The sequence below is a fragment of the Actinomadura sp. RB99 genome (assembly GCF_014706005.1).
Lineage (GTDB): Bacteria > Actinomycetota > Actinomycetes > Streptosporangiales > Streptosporangiaceae > Spirillospora.
The window spans coordinates 63,247-85,177 of the sequence record NZ_JABMCA010000012.1 but is presented as its reverse complement, the minus strand read 5'-3'; the positions used below and the strand labels follow the sequence as shown (position 1 = coordinate 85,177).

The window sequence follows — 21,931 nt, the reverse complement described above, 5'->3', positions numbered from 1 at the left end:
TCGGCGCAGGTCCTCGCGGGGCGCGGCGTCGCGGGCCGGTCCCGCGAGGGGCCGTGCAGGCGTCAGTGCAGCAGCGGGTCCACCGCGACGGCGGTGAACAGCAGCGCCAGGTACACGTTCGACAGGTGGAAGAACCGCATCGGCCGCAGGTGCACGCCGGTCACGCCGGCGCGGACGGCCTTGAGCAGCCGGTGCCCCTCGGCGAGGAAGACCAGGCCGAGGACGACCGCGACGGCCCCGTACACCGGACCCATCCCGGCGACGGGCCACAGCGCCAGCGAGCACGCGACGGTGGCGTAGGTGTAGACGAGGCTCTCGGTGATGACGCGGCGCTCGGTCGCGACGACGGGCAGCATCGGCACCTTGGCGACCGCGTAGTCCTCGCGGTAGCGCATCGCCAGCGTCCAGGTGTGCGGCGGCGTCCACAGGAACACGACGCCGAACAGCACGAACGGCGTCCAGTCCAGGCCGTCGGTGATCGCCGTCCAGCCGATCAGGACCGGCATGCAGCCGGCGATGCCGCCCCACACGACGTTCTGCGACGTCCGCCGCTTGAGCAGCAGCGAGTACACGAAGACGTAGAACAGGATCGCGAACAGCGACCCGGCGGCCGACAGCGGGTTGACGGTGACGAAGAACCCGGCCGTGGACACCAGGGCGAGGGTGATCCCGAACACCAGCGCGCGGGCCGGGGTGACCTGCGCGCGGGCCAGCGGGCGGCGCCGGGTGCGGCGCATCTTGACGTCGATGTCGCGGTCGATGTAGCAGTTGATCGCGTTCGCGGCGCCGGCCGACATGGCCCCGAAGGAGAAGGTCAGCAGCACCGTCGACAGCGGCGGCACGCCGCGCTGGGCGAGGAACATCACCGGGATCGTGGTGATCAAGAGCAGCTCGATCACGCGCGGCTTGGTGAGCGCCACGTAGGCGCGCACGCTGGCGCCGATCGACCGGCGGGCGGTCTCGGCCACCGGCTCCGGCGCGGCGGGCGCCCCCGGCGCACGCCCGTCGAGCGGCACCGGCTCGTCGAGCTCGACCCCGCGCTTGTTACTGAGCACCGTCACAATCGGGTCCACGTCCAACTAGGCATGAAGAAATCGCGTACCACCTCGGCGGCGCCCCCGCTTCCGGGCCGGCCTCGGTCGAGTGCAACTTCGGCTTGGTGATCCTGCTTGGTCCTGCACGGCGGCCGTCGTCGTCGGCCGCGCCATCACTGTAGTCCGACCCCCGCCGGGGGCGTGCACCGGGGCACCGGACGCGCCGGTCCCCCTGGCGAAGCGCGTTCCGCAGGCCGTTCTGGAGGGCGTTCCCGAGGCCGCCGGAAGCCCATCCGGGAGGCCGTCCCCCGGCGCGGGGGGCGGAAACCCGTTCCCCCCTCGGTATCACCCGTGCGGGGGGTTAGTCCCGGAACCGATCGGGCAAGGGTGCAGGGAGCGGCGCGGACCTGGCGCGGGCGGCGGCGCCGTTTCGTCGTGTTCTCGCTCTCGCCTGCGGCGGCCCGCCCGCGCGATAGGCTCGCCAAGGGCGCGGCATGATCTTCGCGAGGCCACGGCAGGTGGCCGCAAGGGGGCCCCAGGGAAGACGGACGGCGCCGCCGGACGTTGCGGCAACAGGGGGCCGCGGCACGGGTGCCGGTCATGCCGCGCGGCGGCACATCGCTAATGAACTCTGTACGACAGCGGTTCGAGAGGAGCCTGGCGTTCCGTGAGCAGGGACAGCAGCACGTTTGAATGGTCCGACCTGGACAAGCGGGCGGTGGACGTCATCCGCGCCCTCGCCATGGACGCGGTCGAGGAGGCGGGCTCCGGCCACCCCGGGACGGCGATGAGCCTCGCGCCCGCCGCCTACCTTCTGTTCCAGCGGTTCCTTCGGCACGACCCGACGGACCCCGAGTGGGCCGGCCGGGACAGGTTCGTCCTGTCCTGCGGGCACTCCAGCCTGACCCTTTACGTCCAGCTCTACCTTTCGGGCTACCCGCTGACGCTGGCGGACCTCAAGTCGCTGCGCAAGTGGGGAAGCCTCACCCCCGGCCACCCCGAGCACGGGCACACCGCGGGCGTCGAGACGACCACGGGCCCGCTGGGGCAGGGCATCGCGAACGCGGTCGGGATGGCGATGGCGGCCCGCCGCGAGCGCGGCCTGTTCGACCCGGACGCCCCGGCGGGCGAGTCCCCCTTCGACCACACCATCTGGGCGTTCGCGTCCGACGGCGACATCGAGGAGGGCATCAGCCACGAGGCGAGCGCCCTGGCGGCCCACCAGCGGCTCGGCAACCTGGTCCTGCTGTACGACGACAACCACATCTCGATCGAGGACGACACCGCGATCGCGCTGTCGGAGGACGTGCGGGCCCGCTACGAGGCGTACGGCTGGGACGTCCACCACGTCGACTGGACCGTGAACGGCGACTACGAGGAGAACGTGGCCGCGCTGGCGGCGGCGTTCGAGGCGGCCAAGGCGGAGACCGCCCGGCCGTCGTTCATCGCGCTGCGCACGATCATCGGCTGGCCGGCGCCGAACAAGAAGAACACCGGCAAGATCCACGGCTCCGCGATGGGCGCCGAGGAGATCGCCGCGACCAAGCGGATCCTCGGCCTGGACCCGGCCGAGTCGTTCATCGTCCCGGACGACGTGCTGGCGCACGCCCGCGAGGTCTCGGACCGGGGCCGCGCGCTGCACGCCGAGTGGGAGAAGGCGTTCCAGGCGTGGCGGTCGGCGAACCCCGAGCGCGCCGCCGAGTACGACCGGATCAGCGCCCGGCACCTGCCCGCGGGCTGGGAGGAGAAGCTGCCGGAGTTCCCGGCGGGCAAGGACGTCGCGACGCGCGCCGCGTCCGGCGACGTGCTGACCGCGCTGGCCCCGGTGCTGCCGGAGCTGTGGGGCGGGTCGGCCGACCTCGCCGAGAGCAACAACACCACGATGAAGGGCGAGCCGTCCTTCATCCCCGAGGAGTTCCAGACCAAGGAGTTCCCGGGCGACCGGTACGGCCGCACGCTGCACTTCGGCGTCCGCGAGCACGCGATGGGCGCGATCTGCAACGGCATCGCGCTGCACGGCGGCACCCGGCCCTACGCGGGCACGTTCCTGATCTTCAGCGACTACATGCGGCCGGCGGTCCGGCTCGCGGCGCTGATGAAGCTGCCGGTCACCTACGTGTGGACGCACGACTCCATCGGCCTCGGCGAGGACGGCCCGACGCACCAGCCGGTCGAGCACCTGTGGGCGCTGCGGGCGATCCCGGGCCTGGACGTCGTCCGCCCGGCGGACGCCAACGAGACCGCGGTCGCGTGGCGGACCGTCCTGGAGCACACCGACCGCCCGGCGGGCCTCGCGCTGACCCGGCAGAAGCTGCCGACGCTGGAGCGCGACGGCGCGATCGCGTCCGCCGAGGGCGCCGCCAAGGGCGGCTACGTGCTGGCCGACGCCGAGGGCGGGCAGCCCGAGGTGATCCTGATCGCCACGGGCAGCGAGGTGCAGCTGGCGCTGGAGGCGCGGGAGACGCTCCAGTCCCAGGGCACCCCGACCCGCGTGGTGTCGATGCCGTGCGTCGAGTGGTTCGAGGAGCAGCCCGACGCCTACAAGCAGGAGGTCCTGCCGCCCGGGGTGCGGGCGCGCGTGTCGGTGGAGGCCGGCGTGGCGCTCGGCTGGCGGACCTACGTCGGCGACGCCGGCTCGTCGGTGTCGCTGGAGCACTTCGGCGCGTCCGCCGACTACAAGACGCTGTTCGAGCAGTTCGGCATCACCGCCGAGCGGGTCGTCGCGGCGGCGAAGGCGAGCCTGATCAAGGCCGGCGTCAAGGACGCCGGCCGGGGCAGCACCACCGGGAACTAGCGGCCGCCGGGCCCCCGGCGACCGCCCCGGCGGGCCGGGGGCCCGGCGCGGCCGACCCCCCGCGGAACTCGACGACGAGGAGAAAGCGATGAGTGACATCCTGAAGGCGCTCTCGGACGAGGGCGTGTCGATCTGGCTGGACGACATCAGCCGGGAGCGGCTGCGCAGCGGGAACCTGGAGCAGCTGGTCAAGGACAAGCACGTCGTCGGCGTCACCTCCAACCCGACGATCTTCGCCAAGGCGCTGAGCAAGGGCAGCGCCTACGACGACCAGGTGCGCGACCTGGCGGTGCGCGGCGTGGACGTCGAGGAGGCGTCCCGGGCGATCACCACCTACGACATCCGCTGGGGCTGCGACGTGCTGCGCCCGGTCTACGACCGGACCGACGGCCTGGACGGCCGCGTGTCGATCGAGGTGGACCCGCGGCTGGCCCGCGACACCGAGAAGACGGTCGCCGAGGCGCGCGCGCTGTGGTGGATGGTGGACCGGCCCAACCTGTTCATCAAGATCCCGGCGACCGAGGAGGGCCTGCCCGCGATCACCGCGGCGCTGGCCGAGGGCATCAGCGTGAACGTGACGCTGATCTTCTCGCTGGAGCGCTACGGCAAGGTGATCGACGCGTTCTTCGAGGGCCTGGAGAAGGCCCGCGCGAACGGGCACGACCTGCCGACGATCGCGTCGGTGGCGTCGTTCTTCGTGAGCCGGGTCGACACCGAGATCGACAAGCGGCTCGACAAGATCGGGTCGGAGGACGCCAAGAAGCTGCGGTCCAAGGCGGGGCTGGCGAACGCGCGGCTGGCGTACGCGCTGTACGAGGAGAAGTTCGGCACGGACCGCTGGAAGGCGCTGAAGGACGCGGGCGCCCGCCCGCAGCGTCCGTTGTGGGCCTCGACCGGCGTGAAGGACCCGAACCTCGCCGACACGCTGTACGTGGACGAGCTGGTGGCGCCAGGGACCGTCAACACGATGCCGGAGGCGACGCTGGAGGCGGAGGCCGACCACGGCCGGCTGCGCGGCGACACCGTCCGGGGCGCCTATGACGACGCCCGCGCGCACATGGCGGCGCTGAAGGACGTGGGGGTCGACTACGACGACGTCGTGCGGGTCCTGGAGGAGGAGGGCGTCGAGAAGTTCGAGGCGTCCTGGAAGGAGCTGCTCGGCTCCATCGACGGCGAGCTGAAGGACAAGAGCGCGTGACGTCGGTGGTGACCGCCGGGGGGATCTCGGTCACCATCCGCGGCGCCGTCGTCGGCGAGAGCGAGACGGTCCTGGACCGTCTCGCCTCCGACGGCGTGCCGAGTTCGCTGGCGTCCCGCAACGCCAAGCTGTGGGGGCCGGACGCGGCCCCGCTGGCCGCCCGCCGGCTGGGCTGGCTGGGCCTGCCCGGGACCTCGCTGTCCCTGCCGGCCCGGCTCGCCGGGCCGGCGGAGGAGTTCCGCGGCGCGGGCCTGGACCGCATCGTGGTCGCGGGGGCGGGCGGCCCGGCGATCGCCGCCGAGGCGGTCCACCGGACCGCGGCCCGCACCGGGCCGGACGCCGAGCTGGTCGTCCTGGACACGACGGACCCGCACGAGGTGTCCGGGGTCCTGTCGGGCGACCTCGGGCGCACGGTGGTGGTCGTCGTGGGCGACGACGTCGAGGCGCGGTCGCTGCGCCGCGTCTTCGGGCGGGCGTTCTCCGAGGCGGGGCTGAGCCGCGCGGAGCTGGCCCGCCGGTTCGTCCTGGTGGACGAACCCGGGTCGGAGGCGGAGCGCGCCGCCCGCGACGTCGGCCACCATTTCGTGGAGGCCGAGACCGACGTCGACGGCCGCTTCGGCGCGCTCGGCGTGCGCGCCCTGGTGCCCGCCGCGCTCGCGGGCACGGACGTCCCGGCCCTGCTGGACGAGGCGGACCGGCTCGCGGGCGCGCTGCGCCAGCCCTACGACAACCCGGCGCTGGCGCTCGGCGCCGCGCTCGCCTCGTCGGCGCTCGGCGGCCGCGACAAGCTCGTCCTCGCCGACCACGGCTCGGGGCTGCACGGCTTCCCCGCCTGGGCGGAGCAGCTGGTGGCGGGCGCTCTCGGCAAGGACGGCCGGGGGCTGCTGCCGGTGGTCGTGGAGAGCGTGGACTCCCCCGGTTTCGACCTGACCGGCGACGTGCGCCGGGTGATCCTGGGCCGCCGCCCGGACGAGCCCGGGCCGGGCCGCGAGGCGGGGGTGAGCGTGGCGGGCCCGCTCGGCGCGCAGTTCCTGCTGTGGGACTACGCGGTGGCGGTGGCCGCCCGGGTGATCGGCGTCGACCCGTTCGCCGAGCCGGACACCGGCGAGTCGCGCGACAGCACGGCGGCGCTGCTCCGCTCGGAGGAGGGCGCGGCCCCGACGGTGGTGCGGCGCCCGCCGGCGCTGGTGTCGGACGCGGTGGAGGTGCACGCGCCGGAGGAGGCGCTGCGCGGCGCGAAGACGTTGGGAGAGGCGCTGGAGACGTTCCTGGAGGACGTCCCGGACGGCGGCTACCTCGCCGTCCTGGCCTACCTGGACCGGTCCGGGGAGGCGGCGGCGGCCGGGCTGCGGCCGCTGCTGGCGGCCCGCGGCGCAGGGCTGCGCAGGAATCCGGTGCCGGTCACGTTCGGCTGGGGGCCGCGGTACCTGCACGCGACGGGCCAGTACCACAAGGGCGGGCCGCGCAACGGCATGTTCTTGCAGGTCACGGGCGCGGTGACGACCGACGTCCCGGTGCCCGGACGGCCCTTCACGCTCGGCGAGCTGCAGCTCGCGCAGGCGTTCGGGGACCAGCGGGTGCTGCGCTCGCTCGGCCTCCCGGCGTTCCGGCTGCACCTGCGCGACCGCGCCGAGGGTCTCGCGCAGCTGATCGAGGCGCTGAGCTGACCGAGGAGCACGGCTGATCGAGGAGCACGGCTGCTCTTCCGCGTCCGGTTCGGCAACCGGAGGCAGAAGATCGATGGAGATGGTCGCGGATGCCCTTTCTCTCCTGAAACGATAGGGGGCAGGAGGGAAAGCGTGTCCGGATTCGACGTACTGACGCGCGGCGACGTGCTCGACTCGGCGCTGCAGGCGAGGGACTACCTCGTCGGCTGCGGCGTCCCGGGCGCGCTGGCCGCGAAGGACCCGCGGCTGTGGGGGCGGCGCGCGGTCGACCACAGCAGGCTGGGCTGGCTGGACCTGCCGTTCGCCTCGCGCGGGCTGCTGAAGCAGGTGGACGGGCTGGTCGCCGAGGCGCGCTACTCCGGCCTGGACCACATCGTGCTGATCGGGGTGGGCGCGGAGAGCCTCGCCGCCCAGGCGATCGTGGAGGCGCACGCGCCCGCCCTCGCCGGCGGGGGCGGCGCCCCGCCCGGCCCCGGCGGCGGGATGACGGTGCTGGACGGCAGCGACACCGCCGCGCTGGCGTTCGCGCTGGAGCGGCTCGACCGGACGCTGGTCGTGCTGGCGAGCAAGGCGGGCGTGTCGCTGGAGGGCGACGCCTACCGGCGGATCTTCGCGGGCGCGTTCCGCGAGCGCGGCCTGTCGGAGCGCGAGATCGCGGGCCGCTTCCTGGTGATCACCGACCACGGCAGCCCGCTGCACGACTTCGCCCGCCAGTGCGGGTACCGGATCGGGCTCACCGACCCGTACCTGCCGGGCCATTACGGCGCGCTGTCGGCGTACGGGCTGGTCCCGGCGGTGCTGGCGGGCGCCGACGCGGGGCGGCTGCTGGAGGAGGCGGCGTCGCTGGTGCCGTCGCTGTCCAAGGACGAGGACAACCCCGGGCTGCTGCTCGGCGCGGTCCTCGGCGGCTGCGCCCAGCAGGGGCCGGGCGGCGTCACCCGCGACAAGGTGGTGCTGCGCGAGCCCGGCGGGTCCGGCGCGCTCAGCGCCTGGATCTCGCAGCTGCTCGCGGTCGGCACCGGCAAGCGAGGCCGCGGGGTGCTCGCGCTGGAGCCGCCCGGCGGCAAGGGCGGCTTCCCGGACCTGCACGGCATCTCGATCAACCCGCGGTCGGCGGCGCAGGAGGAGGCCGACACCTCGGTGTGGGCGCCGCTCGGCGCGCAGTTCGTGCTGTGGGAGTACGCGACGGCCGTGGCCGGGTGGCTGCTCGGCGTGAACCCGTTCGAGGCGGGCAGCGCGGCCGTCCAGGAGGCGGAGGACGACGCGGCGACGCTGCTGCGCTCGGCGGGCGCCGGGCCGCTGCCCACCGGGCGGCCGGTGTACGTCGAGGACGACATCGAGGTGCACGCCGACTTCGCGTGGCCGTCGGGCGCCGACCTCGGGACGGTGCTGGGCGGGCTGATCGCCTCGGTGCCCGCCGACGGCTACCTGTCGGTGCTGACGTACCTGTCGGGCGACTTCTCGGGCCGCTACCTGGCGCCGTCGCTGTCGCGCGCCGCCGGGCGGCCGGTCGTGTACGGGCCGGGCCCGGCGTACCCGCACGCCACCGGCCCGATCCACAAGGACGGGCCGGGCAACGGCGCGTTCCTGGTGATCACGGGCGATCCGGCGCCGGGCGACGCGCTGGCGGCGCATCCGGTGCCGGGACGGCCGTACGGGCTGGCGAAGCTGCAGCTGGCGCGGGCGCTGGGCGAGGTCCGGGCGCTGCGGCAGCGGCGGCTGCCGGTGGTGCGCCTGCACCTGCGCAACCCGGTGGAGGGCGCGGGCCGGCTGATCGAGGCCGTTCGAGCGGTGGCGGGGGCGGGACCCCGGTCGTGAGCTTCACCGCCGTCGTCTCGGGGGAGACGGCCATCACCGCGCGCGGGCCGGTCAGGGAGGCCGCCGAGCGGGTGCTGGGGCGCCTGTGGATCGACCAGGTGCCGGTGCGTCTCGCCTCGGAGGATCCGGCGCTGTGGCCCTCGGCGGCGACGGCGGCGGTGGACGGGCGGCCGCTGTGCTGGCCCGGCCAGCCGGGGCCCGGGCGGGCCGCTTTGGACCGTGCCGGTGAGCTGGTGGCGGACGCCCGCGCGGCCGGGCTGACCGAGGTGGCGCTGCTGGGGCGGGGCGCTCCGGCGCGCGCGGCCGAGCTTCTCGCCCGCGCCAGTGGGCCCGGCGCCGCGAGGCGGCCCGCGGGCGCCGGCGCGCCGCCGCTGACCGTCCTGGACGGCCCGGAGCCCGGCCCGGTGCTGCGCATCGGCGACGATCCCGAACGGCTCGGCCGGACGGCGGTCGTGGTCACCGGCGACGATCCCGGCACCGACGCGCTCCGGCGGGTGTTCCTGGGGATGCTCGCCGACCTCGGCCTGTCCCCCGCCGAGATCGCGCGGCGGGTCGTGACGGTGGCCGCGCCGGGGTCCGGCGCGGCGAAGCTGGCGGCGGAGGCCGGGCATCCGGTGGTCGAGGCGCCCGCGCCGACCGCGTTCGGCGCCCTGTCCCCCTACGCGCTGGTGCCGGCCGCGCTGGCCGGCGCCGACGTGTCGCCCCTGCTGGACGAGGCGGCCCGGGTGCTGCCGGCGCTCACCCGTCCGGAGAACAACCCCGGCCTGGTGCTGGGCGCGATCCTCGGCGGGGCGGCGCGGGCCGGGCGCCGCACGGTCGTGCTAGGCGGCTACTCCGCGGCGCTGCCGGGCCTCGCGGACTGGGCGGCGCTGCTGCTGGACGAGGCGGCCGGCGGCCGGATCGTGCCGGTGGTGCAGGGCGGCGGGCTGCCGGTCGCGCCCGGCGACGACCTGTTCCTGCTGACACTGGACGGCCGGCCGCACCAGGACGACGCGACCGTCTCCGGCCCGGCGGCCGGGCAGCTCGTCGTCTGGGAGTACGCCGCCGCCGTCGCCGCCTACCTGCTGGACCGGGACCCCATGGCGCCGCCCGGCCGGGCCGCGCCGGTGACGCTGGACGACGGGGCGGGCGACCCGGTGCTGTCCGACGGCGCCCCGGGCCGGTCCGTCGAGGTGCACACCACCGACCCGGCGCTCGCCGGGGCGCCCGACCTGGGCGCGGTGCTCGCGGCGCTGGCCGCGGCGGTCGGCCCGGACGAGCATCTGGCGCTGGTCGCCTACCTGGACCCGGACGAGGCCGCCGGGCAGGGCGCGCAGGTCCGCCGGCTGGCGGCGCTGCTGGCCGCCCGCTGCCGCCGCCCGGTGACCGTCGGCTGGGGCGCCCGGCGCCCGGCGGGCGGGAATGATCGACCCGATACGGGCGTATACCTCCAGGTGACCGGGAACGCCGACCGCGACGTCCCGGTCCCCGGCCGGCACCACCGGCTCGGCGTGCTCCAGCTCGCGCGGGCGCTCGGCGACGCGCGGGCGGCGCGCTCGGACGGCCGCCCGGTCGTCCGGCTGCACCTGCAGAACCGGTGGGCGGGCCTCGCCCGGCTGCTCGACTCGGCCAGAGGCGGGTAGGACGACGGGGCGCGGCCGCGGCTCTCCGGCGACCCGGGAACGGCGACGGCGCGCCCGGGAGGGGCGAGACTGTCAGTACACGGGGTCGACACACAGGATGCGTGGTCTGATCGGATGCGAGTAGAAGTGAGGGTAGTCAAGGTGCGAGAAGAGGGGGCCGCAACGTGACCGACGCAGCCAATCCGCTCCGGGACCCGCGCGACAAGCGCCTGCCGCGGGTGGCCGGGCCGTGCGTGCTCGTGCTGTTCGGGGTCACCGGGGACCTGTCGCGCAAGAAGCTGCTCCCGGCGATCTACGACCTGGCGAACCGGGGGCTGCTGCCGCCGGGCTTCTCGCTGGTCGGTTTCGCCCGCCGCGACTGGGAGAACGAGGACTTCCGGCAGATCGCCTACGAGTCGGTGAAGGCGCACGCGCGGACCCCGTTCCGCGAGGACGTGTGGACGCACCTGTCGGAGGGCATGCACTTCGTCCCCGGCGAGTTCAGCGACCCGGGCGCGTTCGACGCGCTGTCGATGGCGGTCAAGGAGCTGGACGAGAGCCGCGGCACCGGCGGCAACTATGCGTTCTACCTGTCGATTCCGCCGAAGTTCTTCCCGCAGGTGGTCGAGCAGCTGCAGCGCAGCGGGCTGGCCGACCGCAGGGACGGCGCCTGGCGCCGGGTTGTGATCGAGAAGCCGTTCGGCCGGGACCTGAAGACGGCGCTGGAGCTGAACGACACGGTGCACCGCGTCTTCCCCGAGGAGTCGATCTTCCGGATCGACCACTACCTCGGCAAGGAGACGGTGCAGAACATCCTGGCGCTGCGGTTCGCCAACGCGATGTTCGAGCCGATCTGGAACCGCTCCTACATCGACCACGTGCAGATCACGATGGCCGAGGACATCGGCATCGGCGGCCGGGCGGGCTACTACGACGGGATCGGCGCGGCCCGCGACGTCATCCAGAACCACCTGCTGCAGCTGCTGGCGCTGACGGCGATGGAGGAGCCGACGTCCTTCAGCGCCCAGTCGGTCCGCACCGAGAAGGCGAAGATCCTGTCGTCGGTGCGGGTGCCGGGCGATCTGGAGACCTCCACCGCGCGCGGGCAGTACTCGGCGGGCTGGCAGGGCGGCGTGAGCGTCAAGGGGTACCTGGAGGAGGAGGGCATCCCGGCCGACTCCCGTACCGAGACGTACGCGGCGGTCAAGCTGGAGATCGACAACCGCCGCTGGGCGGGCGTCCCGTTCTACCTGCGCACCGGCAAGCGGCTGAGCCGCCGGGTGACGGAGGTGGCGATGGTGTTCCAGCAGGCGCCGCACCTGCCGTTCTCGCACACCGACACCGAGGAGCTCGGGCAGAACGCGCTGGTGATGCGGGTGCAGCCGGACGAGGGCATCACGGTCCGGTTCGGCTCGAAGGTGCCCGGCACCTCGATGGAGATCCGCGACGTGAACATGGACTTCGCCTACGGCGAGTCGTTCACGGAGGCGTCCCCGGAGGCCTACGAGCGGCTGCTGCTGGACGTGCTGATCGGCGACCCGCCGCTGTTCCCGCGGCAGGAGGAGGTCGAGCTGTCCTGGCGGATCCTCGACCCGATCGAGGAGTTCTGGGCGAGCCGCGGCGGCCTCGACCAGTACACGTCGGGCGGCTACGGGCCCGACAGCGCCGACGAGCTGATGGCGCGCGACGGCCGCGCCTGGAGGAGGCTCTGATGAACATCGACCTCACCGGCACCACGACGCGCCAGATCCAGGACGCGCTGACCCAGTCGCGGCACCTGATGGGCGGCCCGGCGGTCGGCATGGTGCTGACGCTGATCATCGTGACGGACGAGTCGGCGCAGTACGACGCGGTCCGCGCGGCGACGGAGGCGGCCCGCGAGCACCCCTGCCGGGTGCTGACGGTGATCTCCCGCGACCCGCGCGGGAACTCCTCGCGGCTGGACGCCGAGATCCGGATGGGCGAGACCGGCCCGGGCGAGACGGTGCTGCTGCGGATGTACGGGCCGCTCGCCGAGCACGCCGACTCGGTGGTGGTGCCGCTGCTGATGCCCGACACGCCGGTGGTGATCTGGTGGCCGGGCGGCAAGGTGCCGAAGTCGCCGTCCAAGAGCGGGCTCGGCAAGCTCGCGACGCGGCGGATCACCGACGCCTACGCGGCCCGCGACCGGCTCGGCACCCTCGCGCAGCTGGCCGGGAACTACAGCCCGGGCGACACCGACTTCACCTGGACCCGGCTGACGTCGTGGCGGTCGCTGCTGGCCGCCTCGCTCGACCAGGACCACGACGAGATCATCTCCGGCGAGGTGATGGCCGAGCCGGACAGCCCGAGCGCGGAGCTGCTGGCGGCGTGGCTGTCGATCCGGCTCGGCGTCGCGGTGGAGCGGACGGTGTCCGAGGGGCCCGGCATCACCGGCGTCCGGCTGACGACGACCGGCGGCGACATCGTGATCGACCGGCCGGACGGCCGGGTCGCGACGCTGTGCCGCCCCGGCCAGCCCGACCGGCAGGTGGCGCTGATGCGCCGCCCGATGTCGGAGCTGCTCGCCGAGGAGCTGCGGCGGCTCGACCCCGACGAGGTCTACCGGGAGGCGGCGGCCCGCTTCGCCAAGGACCTCGCGGGCGGGACGTCGGACGAGGGCGTCGCCAGCGAGCCGCTGTCGGGCACGCGGGAGGCGGCCACGACGAAGAAGGCGGCGAAGGAGGCCGAGAAGGAGGGCCTGCCCGACGCCCCGGCCTCGTCCGCGGCGAAGCCGTCCGGCGGGAAGAGGTCGTCGCGCGGCAAGTCGTCGGGGGACGCGTGACGCCCCCGGCGGTCCTGGTCCACCGCGACCAGGACCTGCTGGCCAAGGCGGCGGCGGCGCGGCTGGTGACGCGGATCGTGGACGTGCAGGCCGCGCGCGGCTCGGCGTCGGTGGTGCTGACCGGCGGCGGCGTCGGCACGGCGGTGCTGGCGGCGCTGGCCGCGACGGGCGCCCGGGACGCCATCGACTGGCGCCGGCTGGACGTGTGGTGGGGCGACGAGCGGTTCCTGCCGTCCGGCGACCCCGAGCGCAACGAGACCGGCGCCCGCGCGGCGCTGCTGGACCATGTGGACCTCGACCCGGCGCGGGTGCATCCGATGCCGGCCTCGGACGGCCCGGACGGCGACGACGTGGAGGCCGCCGCCGAGCGGTACGCCGCCGAGCTGCGCGCGGCCGCCCGTCCCGAGGACCACGGCCCCGTCCCGTCGTTCGACGTGCTGATGCTCGGCGTCGGCCCGGACGCGCACGTGGCGTCGCTGTTCCCGGAGATGCCGGCGGTGCGCGACGAGCGGCCGGTGGTGGCGGTGCACGGGGCTCCGAAGCCGCCGCCGACGCGGATCTCGCTGACGTTCCCGTCGCTGTGCGCCGCGCACGAGGTGTGGGTGCTGGCGTCCGGGGAGTCGAAGGCGAAGGCGGTGCGGCTCGGGCTGTCGGGTGCCGGGCCGGTGCAGGTGCCCGCCGCGGGCGCGCGCGGCCGCCAGAGCACGCTGTTCCTGCTGGACCGCGCCGCCGCCGCGGAGCTCCCGCCCGGGATCGAGCGGATCGCCTCGCCCTGAGGCGTTGATCACGTCGAGGCCGGTGCCGCGTGGTGGGAACGCCGCGCGGCACCGGCCTTCGTGACTTGACGGGACCATTGCCCACCTGTGAGAAAGGCGGGACGTTCCCTCGCATCGGCATGCCGCGCCGCTAAGGGCGCATAACCTGACCATGAGGTTCCGCGTGTCGAGCATGAGGAGTTCGGTGATGCGCAAGGGTCGGACCGGGACGGCGGGTGCGGCGATCATCGGGGCTTTGGCCATCTCCGTCGCCGGGTGCTCCTCCGGCGGAGGAGGCGACAAGGGCGGCGGCGCGGGCGGCGGCAAGGCCGAGGACGCCGCGAAGCTCGCCATCACCCCGGCGACCGGCGCCAAGCAGGTGGCGCCCGACCAGCCCGTGCTGGTGAAGGCCGACAAGGGCAAGCTCACGAGCGTCACCCTCACGTACGGCAAGAACGAGAAGGCCGCGGGCACGCTCGCGCCGGACGGCAAGTCGTGGCGGTCGTCGTGGACGCTGCGGCCGTCCACCACGTACACCGTGACCGCGCAGGGCTCCGCCGACGGCGGCAAGCCCGTCACCGTCACCTCGACCTTCACCACCCTGACGCCCGCCAAGAAGCTGGAGACCGGCATGTCGCCGCTGGACGGCGAGACCGTCGGGGTGGGGATGCCGGTGCAGCTGCTGCTGTCCAGGCCGGTGAGCACCAAGGCCGGCAAGCAGGCGGTGGAGAAGGCGCTGGAGGTCCGGATGTCCACGCCCGTGCAGGGCGCCTGGTACTGGATCAGCGACAAGGAGGTCGACTTCCGGCCCCGCGACTACTGGCCGTCCGGCGAGAAGGTGAAGGTCATCGCGCACCTCGCCGGGCTGAAGGCGGGCGAGGGCCTCTACGGCATGAAGGACCGGACGCTGGCCTTCACCGTCGGCCCGAAGCACATCACCACGGTCAGCGACGGCACGCACCGCGCCAAGGTCACCGAGAACGGCCGGGTGGTGCGGACGATGAAGGTCAGCCTCGGCAAGCCGGGCCACGACAGCTACAGCGGCACGATGATCGCGCAGGAGAAGGCGGCGCACATCATCATGGACTCGGCGACGACCGGCGACCCCGGCGAGTACCGGATCCCGACGAGCTGGAACGTGCGGCTGACCTACAGCGGGACGTTCGTGCACGCGGCGCCGTGGTCGACGGGCTCGCAGGGCGTCTCCGACGTCAGCCACGGCTGCGTGAACGCCTCCCCCGCGGACGCGAAGTGGTTCTACAACTTCACCAACCGGGGCGACATCGTCAAGGTGACGGGGACGTCGCGGCAGCTCCAGTTCGGGAACGGGCCGACGCCGTGGGTGAAGTCGTGGGACGAGTGGCTGAAGGGCAGCGCGCTCGGCGCGCCGGTGACCGGCGCCCCGCTGAACTGACACCGGGCCACGCCGTCACCGGGCGCCGCGTCCGGGTCCCTCCCGGGCGCCCCCGCAGGGCGCTGGCAGACTGGTGCCATGCAGAAGCTCTCGCTGGACGCGCAGGTAAGGGACCACCTCAAGCGGGCCGCCGCGGCGGCCACGGGACGCAGCGCCGAGACCGTCTACGGCGGCCACGAGCACGCCCTGCGGCAGACGTTGATCGCCCTGACCTCCGGCACGGCGCTGACCGAGCACGAGAGCCCCGGGGAGGCGACGCTGCTCGTCCTGCACGGGCGGGTGCGGCTGACGAGCGGCGACGACGCGTGGGACGGCATGTCCGGCGACATGCTGATCATCCCGCCGGCGAGGCACGCGCTGGAGGCGCTGGAGGACGCCGCGGTGCTGCTGACCGTCGCGAAGCGCTGACGGCTCCACGCCGCCGGCCGGGCGGCGGGCGGGTCAGCCCGCCGCGAGGACGGTGATGCCGAGGGCGACCAACAGGGCGACCTTCACGCCCTCCAGGGCCACGTAGTACAGGTGCCCCCGGGAGCGGGGCCGGTCGTCATCGCCGGCGAGCACCCGGTCGGACCGCTTGTTCAGGCGCGGCCGGACGACGCCGAGCTGCACGGCGAGCAGCACCACCAGGACGGCGGCGAGCACGGTGACGGCGACCGGCGGGCCGCCGGCCGCGACCGCGGCGACCACCGCGACGGCCAGCACGGTCTCGACGAGGTTGAGGGCGCGGAAGACGATCCGGCCGATGCCCAGGCCGATCGGGATGGTCACGCCCGGCGCGCGGAACTTCAGCGGCGCCTCGAGGAACGAGATTCCGAGCACCATCCCGAGCCAGAGGAAGGTCAGGGCGCCTGCCGTGGCGGCCGCGGTCGCGTTCATGGTCGTCGGAGCCTTTCGGATCGTCGGGGTTCGGGCGGCGGGGCGACGGGCGGTCAGGTGCGCCGGATGCGGGCGAGGCAGGCGGCGGGCTCGGCGAACGGCTCGAGCGCTTCGGCCTCGACCGGCGCGTCCAGCTCGTCCAGCGCGCCTCGCATGAGGCCGAGGTGGACGTCGCAGACCAGCGGCCCGTACTCCTCGGCCAGTTCCAGGAACGGGCAGTGCCGCAGCCGGACGACCTCGCCGGCGGGGTCGGGGTCGGGCGCGAAGCCGAGGTCGGCGAGCAGCGCGGTGAGCCGCTCGGTCGCGTCGCCGGCGCTCGTCCGGGCGAACGGCGGCGGCCGGTCGACCAGGAACCGGCCCCACTCGCGGCCGGCGCGCTCGGCCTCCCGGCGCCCGTCGGGTCCGGCGCCCGAGAGCCGGCTGAGCAGGATCTGCGCCAGCAGCCGGTAGCCGCGCGAGCCGCCGCGGTCCATGCCGGGGCGGGCCGTGTAGACCGTGCGGGGCCGGCCGGGGCCGGACGGCCGGTCGAGGGTCCGCTCGGCCGCGCCGTCCGCCACCAGGGCGTCCAGGTGGAACCGCGCGGTGTTGGGGTGGACGCCGAGCCGTCCGGCGAGGTCGGCGACGCCGAGCGGGGCGCCGGCGGCGCGCAGCGCGTCCAGGATCTCGCGGCGGCGGTGCCGTTCGGGAGGCATGGCCCTCATCCTTCCCCCGGTCGCGGCAGCGCTGCGATCAGGGGGTGGTCGCGGTCGAGCGCGCCGAGCTTGGACGCGCCGCCGGGCGAGCCGAGGTCGTCGAAGAACTCGGCGTTGGCCGCCGTGTAGGCCGTCCACCGGTCCGGGACGTCGTCCTCGTAGTAGATCGCCTCGACGGGGCAGACCGGTTCGCAGGCGCCGCAGTCGACGCACTCGTCCGGATGGATGTAGAGCGAGCGGGCGCCCTCGTAGATGCAGTCGACCGGGCATTCGTCGACGCAGGCCCGGTCCTTCACGTCCACGCACGGCTCGGCGATCACGTAGGTCACGGCGTTGCCCCCTCCACGGTTTTTACAAATAGTACATGTAATAATTATGGCAACAGAGAGGGGCACCCATGTCCGACGTGTTCATCCAGGCCACCGAGACCGACCCGGCCGTCCGCGCCGCCTCCGAGGTGCGGGGCGTCCACCGGCGGCTGCTCGACCGGCTCGCCGCCCTCGCCGGGCACGGCCACGGCCGGGACCACGCGGTCCTGGCCGGGTTCCTGGACGGCGAGCTGCGCCGCCACCTCGCCGCCGTCGACGAGGCCCTCTACGCGCCCGCGTCCGGCGCGCCGGAGACGCGGCTGCTCGTCAGAGCGCTGCGCGCCGCCGTCGCCGAGATCGAGGCGCTGGCGGCCGCGGTCCCCACCGCCGCCGACCCGGTGCCCGCCGCCCGCGACCTCGCGGCCGTCCTCGCCGTGCACTTCACCGTGGAGGAGACGGTTCTGCTGCCGGCGCTCGCGGCGTTGCCCGGCGCCGACGCCGGCCTGCTGACCGCCGACCTGCGCACGCTGCTCGACGGCGGGCGGCTGGAGCGGCCGGACGAGATCGACGTCCGGGAGATCCCGCGCGGGCAGCGGCACCCCCGGATCTTCGCCCGCTTCGCGCGGCTCGCGCCCGGCGAGTCGTTCACGCTGGTCAACAACCACGACCCCAAGCACCTGCGGCGCGAGTTCGAGCTGGCGCACCCGTCCGCGTTCACCTGGGACTACGTCGAGTCCGGGCCGGAGCTGTGCCGGGTGCGCATCGGCCGGCCCGCCACCTGAGCCCGCGCCGGCCTGGGGCGCCCCCGCGTCAGTTCTGCGGGGTGCAGGTGCGGTCGCGCGCGGTCAGCCGCCCGGTGAGCAGGTAGTCGTTCACCTGGCCGGTCACGCAGTCGTTCTTGTATCCGCGCTGGTAGGGGGCGTGGACGTCGGCGCCCTTGAGCGTGATCATGCGTGAGCCGGGGAGCAGCCGGTGCAGGGCGAGGCTGCCGGGATAGACCGTCCGGGTGTCGCCGGTCGCCGCGACCATCAGGGCGGGCAGCGGCCCGCCGACCTCGGTGAGCGGCTCCCGGGGCCGGACGGGCCAGAAGGCGCACGGGTTGATGCCGTAGGCGAGCGGCCCGAAGACCGGGGACTGTTTCCGGTGGCTCTGCACGGCCCGCCAGTACGTCTCGGGGTCGCGGGAGGTCGCGGCGTCCCCGCAGATGATCGCGCTCTGGCCGCTGCCGTAGCGGGATTCGGCGCCGGTGAGCAGGAACGCCAGTTCCTCGTCCAGGTCCTTGGTCGGTTCGACGGGCCCGGCCGTGGCCTTCTTGAACACGCGGATGGCGTCCGCGAGGGCGGCCCGCTGGGAGTCCTCGTCGGTGCCGAGGAGGTCGAACGGCACGAACGCCAAGGCGGTGTCGTCGACGCGATAGCGGCCCACCTGCAGGGGCTCGCGGGCGGACGCCCGCACGACGTCCCGGACGGTCGCCAGGACCTCGGCGGGCGTGGCGCCGAGGCCGTAGGTCGCGTTCCGCTTCGCCGTCCAGCCGGCCCAATGGGCGAGCGCGCGGTCGTTGGCGCCCTCGGTCCCGGCGAGCAGGCCCGGGCCCCAGCGGCGCGGGTCCACGGAACTGTCGAGGACCGTCCGGTCGAGGCGGCCGGGGAACATGGTCGCGTACACCGAGCCGAGGTAGGTGCCGTAGGAGGCGCCGTTGTAGGAGATCTTCCGCTCGCCGAGCGCACCGCGCACGACGTCCATGTCCCGCGCGATGTTCCGGGTGCTGATGTACGGCAGCTCCGCGCCGTCCGTCTTCGCGCAGCGGGCCGCCAGGTCCTCGGCGAACGCGACCGAGCGGCGGAACGAGCGGCGGGTCTCCCCCGCCGACCTGACCCAGGTGGCGCTGGGCCAGTGGCAGTCGACGGGGGCGCTGCGGCCGAGCGAGCGCGGGTCCATGCCGATCAGGTCGTAGCGCGGGCCGGCCTTGCCCATGAGGTCGCGGATGTAGGGCGGCATGTCGATGGACGGGCCGGGGCCGCCGCCGTTGATCAGCATGGTGCCGATCCGGTGCGCCCGGTCGGACGCGGCGAGCCGGGAGATGGCGATCGTGATGGTGCGGCCCTCCGGGCGGGCGTAGTCGAGCGGGACGGTCACGTCCGCGCAGCGGGCGCCCGCCTCGTCCAGGCTCCGCCCCACCTCGTCGTCCGGGCCGAGCGTGCACGCCTTCCAGGCGAGGTGCTGGGAGTAGTACCGGCCGAGCCCGCCGTCAGCGGCCGCGGCCGTGGACGGAGCGGCACTCGCCATCGCCGGAAAGGACGCCGCGACGGTGGCCGCCGCCAGTCCCGCCGCGGCCGTGGCAAGGGTCCTGCTCGTGGTCATGACGTCTCCGTTCCGGGGTGGTCGCACAGGCCGGTCTGGACGAGGTCCAGTTCGTCGTCGAAGGCGGCCTGCGTGGCGGGGTTCTCGTTGAAGGCGATCGAGACGCGCCGGCCACCGGGCGCGACGCCCGCGAGGGTGGTGAACCCGTCGATGTCGCCGGCATGGCCCCACCAGGTGCCGCCGCAGCGCAGCGGCGTCCCGATCAGCCCCAGCCCGTAGGCGGCGCCCGGCCAGGTGCGGTCGGGGTCGGTGGGCACGGTCCGCTCCATCTCGGCGAGCATCCCCGCGGGCAGGAGCCGTCCGCCGAGCAGCGCGCCGTAGAACGCGTTCACGTCGCGCGGGGTGGAGATCAGCGCGCCGCCGGCCCAGGCGACGGTCGTGTTCATCTCGGTGCTGTCGGCGCGGCGGACCGTCCCGTCCCGCTCGACGCGGACGTAGCCGCGCGGGTGCGGGCCCCTGATCCGGGTCTCGTCACCGGGCCAGTACGTGCCGCGCAGGCCGAGCGGCCGGATGATCCGCCGCGCCGTCTCGTCCTCCAGGCGGTGCCCGGTGACCTTCTCCACGATCAGTCCCGCGACGACGTAGTTGGTCGTGGAGTAGTGCCAGCCCCTGCCGGGGTCGGGGAGCCGCAGCGCCCGGCGCACGAGCTCCTCGGGCTCGAAGTGCCGGAAGCGGAACTCGTCCGTGCTCTGGAAGGAGTCCATGTGGTCGGGCAGGCCGCTGGTGTGCCGCAGCAGGCTCCGGACGGTGACGTCCCGCCCGTCGTGGCCGTTCGCGTCGATCAGCCCGGGCAGGTAGCGGGCGACCGGCGCGTCCAGCGAGACGCGGCCCTGGGCGGCCAGTTGCAGGACGGTGACGGCGGTGAACGTCTTGGTGATGCTGCCGACGCGCACGCGCGGGTCCGCGGGCATCGGCCGCCCCGTCCGGCGGTCGGCCACCCCGCTCGCTTCCGCCCACGTCCCGCAGCGTGGGTCGTCGATCCGCACGGTCGCTCCGGTGAGCCCGTCGACGCCGGTGATGCGGTGCAGGGCGCGGGACGTGTCGGTGTGGTCGCCGCATCCGGGCGGGGTGAGGGCGTGCGCGGGCGCCGGGAAGGCCGCGGCCCCGGCGATGGCGGCGCCGGCGGCGGCCGCCACCGCCGCCCGGCGGACGGCCCGCCGGCGCCTCGGTTCTGGTGTCCTCATGTCCTTCGACGCTAGGCGCGCGCGGGCTCCCGCACAGTGACGCGATCACCCCGGTTCGCGGTCGGGCAGGCGGCACGGCCATGGTGGGGACAGCCCCACATCCGGGCCCCGCGCCGCCGCTGACCGGCGGGACCGTCGACCAAAGTCGATGCCCGCGCCGACCCTGGACCGCTCCGGGGCCGCAGCGGGCTCGCTAGCGTTGGCGGCATGGATCCCGCCGGCCCCTCCCCCGCGACCGGCCCGTCCCGCCTCGCCGGCCCGCTCGACCTGCGGCGCCCGTGGCGGGACTGGCTCGGCGACCTCGGCGTCACCGCCGGGGCGGCGGCGCTGGGCCTGCTGCTGCTCCAGGGGACGCTGGACGACCCGACGCCCGGCCAGCGGATCGTGGTGCCGCTGGACCTGTCGGTCGGCGCGGCCTCCCTGGTGTTCCTGCTGCTGTTCCGGCGGCGCTTCCCGGTGGCCGTCGCGGTGACGATGATGTTCGCGCAGTGGACGGCCACCTCGACGCTGGGCACGGCCGCCGCCGCCATGTACTCGCTGGCGATGCTGCGGCCCTGGCGGACGCTCCTGCCGATCGCCGCCGCGAACCTGTCGCTGATCGCCGTGCTGTTCTGGATCACCTCGCCCTGGGACCAGTTTCGCCAGGGCATCGTCATCTTCGGCCTGATCTACGCCGTGCTGATCACGACGGGGATGCTGGTGCGGTCGCGGCGGCAGCTCATCGCCTCGATGGAGGAGCGGGCCCGCGCCGCCGAGGAGGGGCAGCGGCTGCGGGTGGAGGAGGCGCGGCTGCTGGAGCGCGAGCGGATCGCGCGGGAGATGCACGACGTCCTCGCGCACCGCATCTCGCTGCTGGCGGTGCACGCGGGGGCGCTGGAGTTCCGCCCGGACGCGCCCGCCGACCAGCGCGCCGCCGCCGGGGTCATCCGGCAGAGCGCCTACGAGGCCATGGAGGACCTGCGCGAGGTGATCGGGGTGCTGCGCGGCGATCCCGGCGGCGCGGAGGCCGACCGGCCGCAGCCCGCGCTCGCCGACGTCCCGGAGCTGGTGCGGGAGTCGTCGGCCGCCGGGGGCGAGGTGGTCCTGGACGACCGGGTGCCCGATCCGGCGGGGATCCCCGTCCGGGTCGGGCGGCACGCCTACCGGATCGTCCAGGAGGGGCTGACCAACGCCCGCAAGCACGCGCCTGGGGCGCGGGTCCGGGTGACGCTCGACGCGCCCGGCGGGACGGCGCTGACCATCGAGGTCGTGAACCCGATCCCGCCGGGGCCGCCGCCCGCCGGCGCGATGCCGGGCGCCGGCGCCGGGCTGGTGGGGCTCGGCGAGCGGGTGGCGCTGCTCGGCGGCACGCTGGAGCACGGCCGGACCGGGGACGGCCGGTTCCGGCTGCGCGCCCGCCTCCCGCTCCCCGGCTGAACCGCCGCCC

The 21,931-nt window shown here is 74.7% G+C and carries 18 protein-coding genes; 12 read left to right on the top strand and 6 right to left on the bottom strand.

The genetic code is table 11. The features are described from left to right. Positions 1-62 precede the first annotated feature (62 nt). Entirely contained in the window at positions 63-968 is a 906-nt protein-coding gene (locus tag amrb99_RS13970; RefSeq protein WP_347256676.1) for a heme o synthase, read from the bottom strand. A gap of 733 nt (positions 969-1,701) precedes the next feature. Between amrb99_RS13970 and tkt the strand changes: the two genes are divergently transcribed. From tkt to amrb99_RS13920, 10 genes are all read left to right on the top strand, one after another. Then, positions 1,702-3,828, top strand: coding sequence for a transketolase (tkt, locus tag amrb99_RS13965; RefSeq protein WP_190856366.1), 2,127 nt, complete (start codon positions 1,702-1,704; stop codon positions 3,826-3,828). A gap of 88 nt (positions 3,829-3,916) precedes the next feature. Continuing rightward, complete coding sequence (gene tal / locus amrb99_RS13960; RefSeq protein ID WP_190856365.1) at positions 3,917-5,026, top strand: transaldolase; 1,110 nt, start codon at positions 3,917-3,919, stop codon at positions 5,024-5,026. Next, on the top strand, positions 5,023-6,693 hold the full coding sequence (locus tag amrb99_RS13955) for a glucose-6-phosphate isomerase (protein ID WP_190856364.1): 1,671 nt from the start codon (positions 5,023-5,025) through the stop codon (positions 6,691-6,693). Before tal ends, amrb99_RS13955 begins: the two co-directional genes overlap by 4 nt. Before the next feature lie 132 nt (positions 6,694-6,825). Further along, positions 6,826-8,511 carry a phosphoheptose isomerase gene (locus tag amrb99_RS13950; protein ID WP_190856363.1) on the top strand — a complete coding sequence of 562 codons (1,686 nt, stop codon included), beginning with the start codon at positions 6,826-6,828 and terminating at the stop codon, positions 8,509-8,511. Beyond that, entirely contained in the window at positions 8,508-10,133 is a 1,626-nt protein-coding gene (locus amrb99_RS13945) for a glucose-6-phosphate isomerase (protein ID WP_190856362.1), read from the top strand. Before amrb99_RS13950 ends, amrb99_RS13945 begins: the two co-directional genes overlap by 4 nt. Positions 10,134-10,297: 164 nt before the next feature. After that, positions 10,298-11,824 (top strand): glucose-6-phosphate dehydrogenase, encoded by a 1,527-nt coding sequence (zwf, locus tag amrb99_RS13940; RefSeq protein ID WP_190856361.1) that lies wholly within the window; start codon positions 10,298-10,300, stop codon positions 11,822-11,824. Next, entirely contained in the window at positions 11,824-12,915 is a 1,092-nt protein-coding gene (locus tag amrb99_RS13935; protein ID WP_190856360.1) for a glucose-6-phosphate dehydrogenase assembly protein OpcA, read from the top strand. The genes zwf and amrb99_RS13935 overlap by 1 nt, the downstream gene beginning before the upstream one ends. Next, positions 12,912-13,691, top strand: coding sequence for a 6-phosphogluconolactonase (gene pgl / locus amrb99_RS13930; RefSeq protein ID WP_190856359.1), 780 nt, complete (start codon positions 12,912-12,914; stop codon positions 13,689-13,691). The genes amrb99_RS13935 and pgl overlap by 4 nt, the downstream gene beginning before the upstream one ends. A gap of 187 nt (positions 13,692-13,878) precedes the next feature. Beyond that, positions 13,879-15,084: an Ig-like domain-containing protein gene (locus amrb99_RS13925; RefSeq protein ID WP_190856358.1), complete on the top strand. Its 1,206-nt coding sequence runs from the start codon at positions 13,879-13,881 to the stop codon at positions 15,082-15,084. A 78-nt stretch (positions 15,085-15,162) separates the two neighbouring features. Next, positions 15,163-15,492, top strand: coding sequence for a cupin domain-containing protein (locus tag amrb99_RS13920; protein ID WP_190856357.1), 330 nt, complete (start codon positions 15,163-15,165; stop codon positions 15,490-15,492). A 33-nt stretch (positions 15,493-15,525) separates the two neighbouring features. Here amrb99_RS13920 and amrb99_RS13915 read toward each other — a convergent pair whose 3' ends face one another. Genes amrb99_RS13915 through fdxA form a run of 3 tightly spaced genes read right to left on the bottom strand, consistent with a single transcriptional unit; the run spans position 15,526 to position 16,981 of the window. Continuing rightward, positions 15,526-15,960 carry a hypothetical protein gene (locus tag amrb99_RS13915; protein WP_190856356.1) on the bottom strand — a complete coding sequence of 145 codons (435 nt, stop codon included), beginning with the start codon at positions 15,958-15,960 and terminating at the stop codon, positions 15,526-15,528. A 53-nt stretch (positions 15,961-16,013) separates the two neighbouring features. Then, on the bottom strand, positions 16,014-16,652 hold the full coding sequence (locus amrb99_RS13910) for a helix-turn-helix domain-containing protein (RefSeq protein WP_190856355.1): 639 nt from the start codon (positions 16,650-16,652) through the stop codon (positions 16,014-16,016). 5 nt (positions 16,653-16,657) lie between these two features. Then, on the bottom strand, positions 16,658-16,981 hold the full coding sequence (gene fdxA, locus amrb99_RS13905) for a ferredoxin (RefSeq protein WP_190856354.1): 324 nt from the start codon (positions 16,979-16,981) through the stop codon (positions 16,658-16,660). Between the two features lie 68 nt (positions 16,982-17,049). Between fdxA and amrb99_RS13900 the strand changes: the two genes are divergently transcribed. Then, positions 17,050-17,742, top strand: coding sequence for a DUF2249 domain-containing protein (locus amrb99_RS13900; protein WP_190856353.1), 693 nt, complete (start codon positions 17,050-17,052; stop codon positions 17,740-17,742). Positions 17,743-17,770: 28 nt separating this feature from the next. Here the strand turns inward: amrb99_RS13900 and amrb99_RS13895 are convergent, their stop codons facing one another. Beyond that, on the bottom strand, positions 17,771-19,321 hold the full coding sequence (locus amrb99_RS13895) for an alpha/beta hydrolase (RefSeq protein ID WP_190856352.1): 1,551 nt from the start codon (positions 19,319-19,321) through the stop codon (positions 17,771-17,773). Next, complete coding sequence (locus amrb99_RS13890; RefSeq protein WP_190856351.1) at positions 19,318-20,505, bottom strand: serine hydrolase domain-containing protein; 1,188 nt, start codon at positions 20,503-20,505, stop codon at positions 19,318-19,320. Before amrb99_RS13890 ends, amrb99_RS13895 begins: the two co-directional genes overlap by 4 nt. Positions 20,506-20,712: 207 nt before the next feature. Between amrb99_RS13890 and amrb99_RS13885 the strand changes: the two genes are divergently transcribed. Next, positions 20,713-21,921, top strand: a complete 1,209-nt coding sequence (locus amrb99_RS13885) for a histidine kinase (RefSeq protein ID WP_190856350.1) — start codon at positions 20,713-20,715, stop codon at positions 21,919-21,921. Positions 21,922-21,931: the final 10 nt, after the last annotated feature.